The sequence below is a fragment of the Corallococcus llansteffanensis genome, from assembly GCF_003612055.1.
Classification (GTDB): domain Bacteria; phylum Myxococcota; class Myxococcia; order Myxococcales; family Myxococcaceae; genus Corallococcus; species Corallococcus llansteffanensis.
The window spans coordinates 1-4360 of sequence record NZ_RAWB01000727.1; the positions used below are offsets into that span (position 1 = coordinate 1).

Annotated in this window: 3 protein-coding genes and 1 pseudogene; 1 reads left to right on the top strand and 3 read right to left on the bottom strand. The window is 70.0% G+C overall.

The window, feature by feature from the left end:
- Positions 1 to 4: 4 nt before the first annotated feature.
- A complete protein-coding gene (locus D7V93_RS39010; protein ID WP_120648136.1) occupies positions 5 to 1507 on the top strand; it encodes an HD family phosphohydrolase in 1503 nt (500 codons plus the stop codon).
- Positions 1508 to 1516: 9 nt separating this feature from the next.
- Here D7V93_RS39010 and pyk read toward each other — a convergent pair whose 3' ends face one another.
- From pyk to D7V93_RS39025, 3 genes and pseudogenes are all read right to left on the bottom strand, one after another.
- Positions 1517 to 2947: a pyruvate kinase gene (gene pyk / locus D7V93_RS39015; RefSeq protein ID WP_120648134.1), complete on the bottom strand. Its 1431-nt coding sequence runs from the start codon at positions 2945 to 2947 to the stop codon at positions 1517 to 1519.
- Positions 2948 to 3046: 99 nt separating this feature from the next.
- On the bottom strand, positions 3047 to 3862 hold the full coding sequence (locus tag D7V93_RS39020) for a hypothetical protein (RefSeq protein WP_120648137.1): 816 nt from the start codon (positions 3860 to 3862) through the stop codon (positions 3047 to 3049).
- A 172-nt stretch (positions 3863 to 4034) separates the two neighbouring features.
- A pseudogene (locus D7V93_RS39025) lies at positions 4035 to 4360 on the bottom strand (DUF814 domain-containing protein); the annotation flags it as partial.

Below are 4360 nucleotides of genomic sequence, written 5' to 3' on the forward strand. Positions count from 1 at the left end.
GTCCGTGCCCGCCTCCCCCAACCTGTCCCGCCGGCTCGCCAAGCTGACGTCCATCCTGGATGTCGCCAAGGCGATGAGCGCCGAGCGTGACCTCGACCTGCTCCTGCCCCTCATCCTCTACGAGGCCAGCAAGGTCGTGGAGTCGGACCGCTGCTCGCTCTTCATCCTCGACCGCGAGCGCGAGGAGCTGTGGAGCAAGGTGGCCCAGGGCTCCAAGAACGAAATCCGCCTCCCCATGGGCAGCGGCATCGCCGGACAGGTCGCCCACACCGGCGCCGTCATCAACATCCCCGACGCCTACGCGGACAAGCGCTTCAACAGCACCTTCGATGTCTCCAGCGGCTACCGCACCCACACCATCCTCTGCGTCCCCATGCGCGACGCCAACGGGGACGTCACCGGCGTCATCCAGGCCCTCAACAAGCGCGGCGGGCTCGTGTTCGACGCCGAGGACGAGGAGCTGCTCCTCGCCCTGGGCGCCCAGGCCGCGGGCGCCATCGAGAACGCCCTCCTCCACGAGGAGATCAACCGCCTCTTCGAGGGCTTCGTCTCCGCGTCCGTCGTCGCCATCGAAGCGCGCGACCCCTCCACCGCGGGCCACTCCGGCCGCGTCGCCGACCTCACCGTGTCGCTCGCCCAGGCGCTGGAGCACCACACCACCGGCCCCTATGCCCACGTGCGCTTCTCCGCCGTGGAGCTCCAGGAGCTGAGATACGCCTCGCTCCTGCATGACTTCGGCAAGGTGGGCGTGCGCGAGAACGTGCTCGTCAAGGCGGAGAAGCTCTACCCGCATGAGCTGGACAACCTGCGCGCCCGCTTCCAGCTCGCTCGCAAGGACCTGCAGCTCCAGAGCTCCCGCCGCCGCCTGTCCGCCGTGGAAGTGCGCGGCCTGTCCGCCCTGCCCGCCATCCACCAGGAAGAGGACGCGCGGCTCGCCACGGAGCTGGCGCAGTTGGACGAGGTGATGGGCTTCCTCCTCACCTGCAACAAGCCCACAGTGCTCGCCCAGGGCAACTTCGAGCGGCTGCTGGAGCTGGGAAAGCTCACGTTCACCGACGCGCACGACCATGGGCAACCGCTGCTCCTGCCCGCTGAAATCCAATCCCTCTCCATCACCCGCGGCACGCTCTCTCCCGAGGAGCGCCGCGAAATCGAGAGCCACGTCGACCACACGTACCGCTTCCTGTCGCAGATTCCCTGGACGCGCGCCCTGCGCCGCGTGCCGGAGATTGCCTACGCGCACCATGAGAAGCTGGACGGCACCGGCTACCCGCGCGCCATCCCGGACACCACCATCCCCGTGCAGTCCCGGATGATGTCCATCTGCGACATCTACGACGCGCTCACCGCGAGCGACCGGCCCTACAAGAAGGCCGTGCCGCACACGCTCGCGCTCGACATCCTCAAGAAGGAGGCGGGCTCCGGGCAGCTGGACCCGGGCCTCTTCACCATCTTCGTCGAGGCGGAGATTCCGCGCCGGGCCCTCAAGAAGCAGAGCCCGGCGTAACAGCCTGAATCAGGCGCTGATGGTGTGCAGCCGGAGGCTGTTGATCTTCCCCGGCTGGCCCACCGGCGCTCCGAACACCACCACGATGCGGTCCCCGCGGCGCGCGAGGCCTCGGGAGACGAGCTCCTCCTCCACGCGGCGGAGCATGGTCTCCGTCTCCTGGATGGGCTCCAGCACGCGCGGCACCACGCCCCAGAGCAGCGACAGGCGGCGGCGCACCTCCTGGTTCGGGCTGAAGGCGACGATGGGCACCGTGGGCCGGTAGTGCGCCAGGAGCCGGGCCGTCACGCCGGACAGGGTGAAGGCCGCGATGAGCGTGGCGCCGCTCGCCTTCGCCGCCTCGCACGCCACGCGCGCGATGACGTCCGGGAAGTGCAGCGGCAGGCCCAGCGGGGCCTCGATGGTGCGCGGGAGGTACTGCGCGCGGGCGGAGGACTCGGCCGCCAGGATGATGCGCTCCATCATCTGCACGGAGTCGATGGGGAACTTGCCGCTCGCCGTCTCGCCCGACAGCATCAGCGCGTCCGCGCCGTCGTACACGGCGTTGGCCACGTCGCTGGCCTCCGCGCGCGTGGGGCGCGGGTTGTCGATCATCGAGTTGAGCATCTGCGTGGCCACGATGACGGGCAGGCCGCGCAGGTTGGAGCGCCGGATGATGTCCTTCTGGACGGCCGGGACCTCTTCCGGGGGAATCTCCACGCCCAGGTCGCCTCGGGCCACCATCACGCCGTCCGTCTTGTCGAGGATGGCGTCCAGGCGCGCGATGGCCTCCGGCTTCTCCAGCTTGGAGATGATGGGCACCGTGCGGCCCACCTCCGCCATCGCCTGCCGGGCGGCGTCCAGGTCCGACGGCTGGCGCACGAAGGACAGCGCGATGTAGTCCACGCCCGCTTTGAGGCCGAAGATGAGGTCCTCGCGGTCCTTGGGCGTCAGCGCGTCCGCGCGCACCGCCACGCCGGGCAGGTTGATGCCCTTGTTGTTCTTCAGCGTGCCGCCGTGGATGACTTCCGTCTTGATGAGCTGCTTCTTGTCCGTCTCCACGACGCGCAGCTCCAGGAGGCCGTCGTCCAGGAGGATGCGGTCGCCCGGGTTCACGTCCGCCGCCAGGTGCGGGTACGTGGTGGACACGATCTCATCCGTGCCCTTCACCGTCTCGTCGGTGGTGATGTGGAAGGTGGCGCCGTGCTTGAGCTCCGTGCTGCCGGTGACGAAGCGGCCGGTGCGAATCTTCGGGCCCTGCAGGTCGCCCAGGATGCCCACCGCCTTGCGCACCTTCAGCGAGGCCGCGCGCAGCATGTCGATGTTCGCCTGATGCTGCTCGTGGCTGCCGTGGGAGAAGTTGAGCCGGGCCACGTCCATGCCGGCCTCCAGCAGCGCTTCCAACATCTCCGGGGTCTGACTGGCGGGACCGAGGGTGCAGACAATCTTTGCTCGTCGCATAGGGCGCGAAGATTCAGCGCACGACGCGTCGGGGTCAAGCACGCACACGACGCGCCTGGTCAGGTAAACCAGTAAATGTCCAGGCTGCTCGGCGTGCTCTCAGCCGCGCAACAGCGTGCCCAGGTTCTCGCGCTCCCAACGCAGCGCGGCGCCGTAGTGCGGGTAGGTCCGCTCGCGCTCTCGGAAGGCGCGCGGGTGGTGCACGCGCCTGCCGGTGCGGCCGCTGCTGGGGAAGAGCTGGTGGAGCATCTCGTGGAAGACGATGAACTCCACGAAGAAGGCGGGCACCTCCGGCCGGTCCAGCGCGGGGTGGATGCGGATCTCCCGCGTCTGGTGGTCGTAGACGCCCAGGCGGATGGACTTGCGGCGCCGGCGGGGCGGCATGCGGCCCCAGCCGATGCGCGCCTGGATGCCGTTCTGGAAGTAGGCCTCGTTGACGCCGTTGTAGAGCGCGCGCAAGTCGAAGCAGCGTCCCAGCGGGTTCAGCTCCGCGTCGGATTCGCGGCGGAGCTGGCGGATGAGCGGCTGCTGGCCCCGGATGTACTCGTCCAGCAGGCCGCCCGCGGCCCGGTGCCCCCGGCCCGCGTAGTCCGCCACCGCGCGCACCACGGACTCCGGCGCGTCCAGGAACATGTGGTGCAGCCGCAGTTGGAGCACCTGCGCTCCGCGGCGGAAGGACACCATGGTGGAGCGGTTGTCCGTCACCGCCAGGCGCACCGGCATGCCCAGGTTCGCGCTCAGGCGCCACGCGAGCGACTCCGCGCGCGTCCACAGCTCCTCGCGCGTCGAGGTGAGGACGCGCGGCGCCTCCTCCACGACGCGGTTGCGCGGCGGCAGGGGCGCGGGGCCTTCGGGGACTCGCTGTGCGGGAACGGCGGCGCGTTCCGCGGACGAGCCTCGCGGGAACAGGGACATCTGGTGGAAGAACTCGGGCGTCACGCGGAGGGCATCGTACCCGCCACTTCCCCGGACTCAAGACCAGGGGGGGGCACGCCCGTCTGCCCGTCGACCCCGCCCACACGCAGCGCGTGACGCCCCGGGTCGATTCCGGCCCGGGCGTGTCGTCGCGTCCGCGCTCGCCTGCCCTTCAGGACGGAGGGGGTTCACCGTGGCGTGACTTGAGCAGCCGCTCCAGCCGCTCCGGCTCCATGCGCACCACGAAGGTCTTCTCCCGCGCGTACGTCACCTGTCCAGGAGGGGCGCCCTTCAGCTTGCGCACGAACTTCACCGGCATGTAGCTCACCTCACCGCGCGGCTCGCCCTTCGCCCCCGAGTGGTGCAGCGCCAGGTGCGCCGCGTCCAGCAGCACCTCCTGCGCCACCTCCCCGTTCTTCTCCAGCGGCACCACCACGTGGCTGCCCGGCAGGCCGCGCGCGTGCAGCCAGATGTGCCAGGGCCGCGCCACCTTGAAGG

Coding starts and splice junctions, on each gene's coding strand:
- pyk (WP_120648134.1), bottom strand. CDS start 2,947: ATGCGACGAGCAAAGATTGTCTGCACCCTCGGTCCCGCCAGTCAGACC.
- D7V93_RS39020 (WP_120648137.1), bottom strand. CDS start 3,862: ATGTCCCTGTTCCCGCGAGGCTCGTCCGCGGAACGCGCCGCCGTTCCC.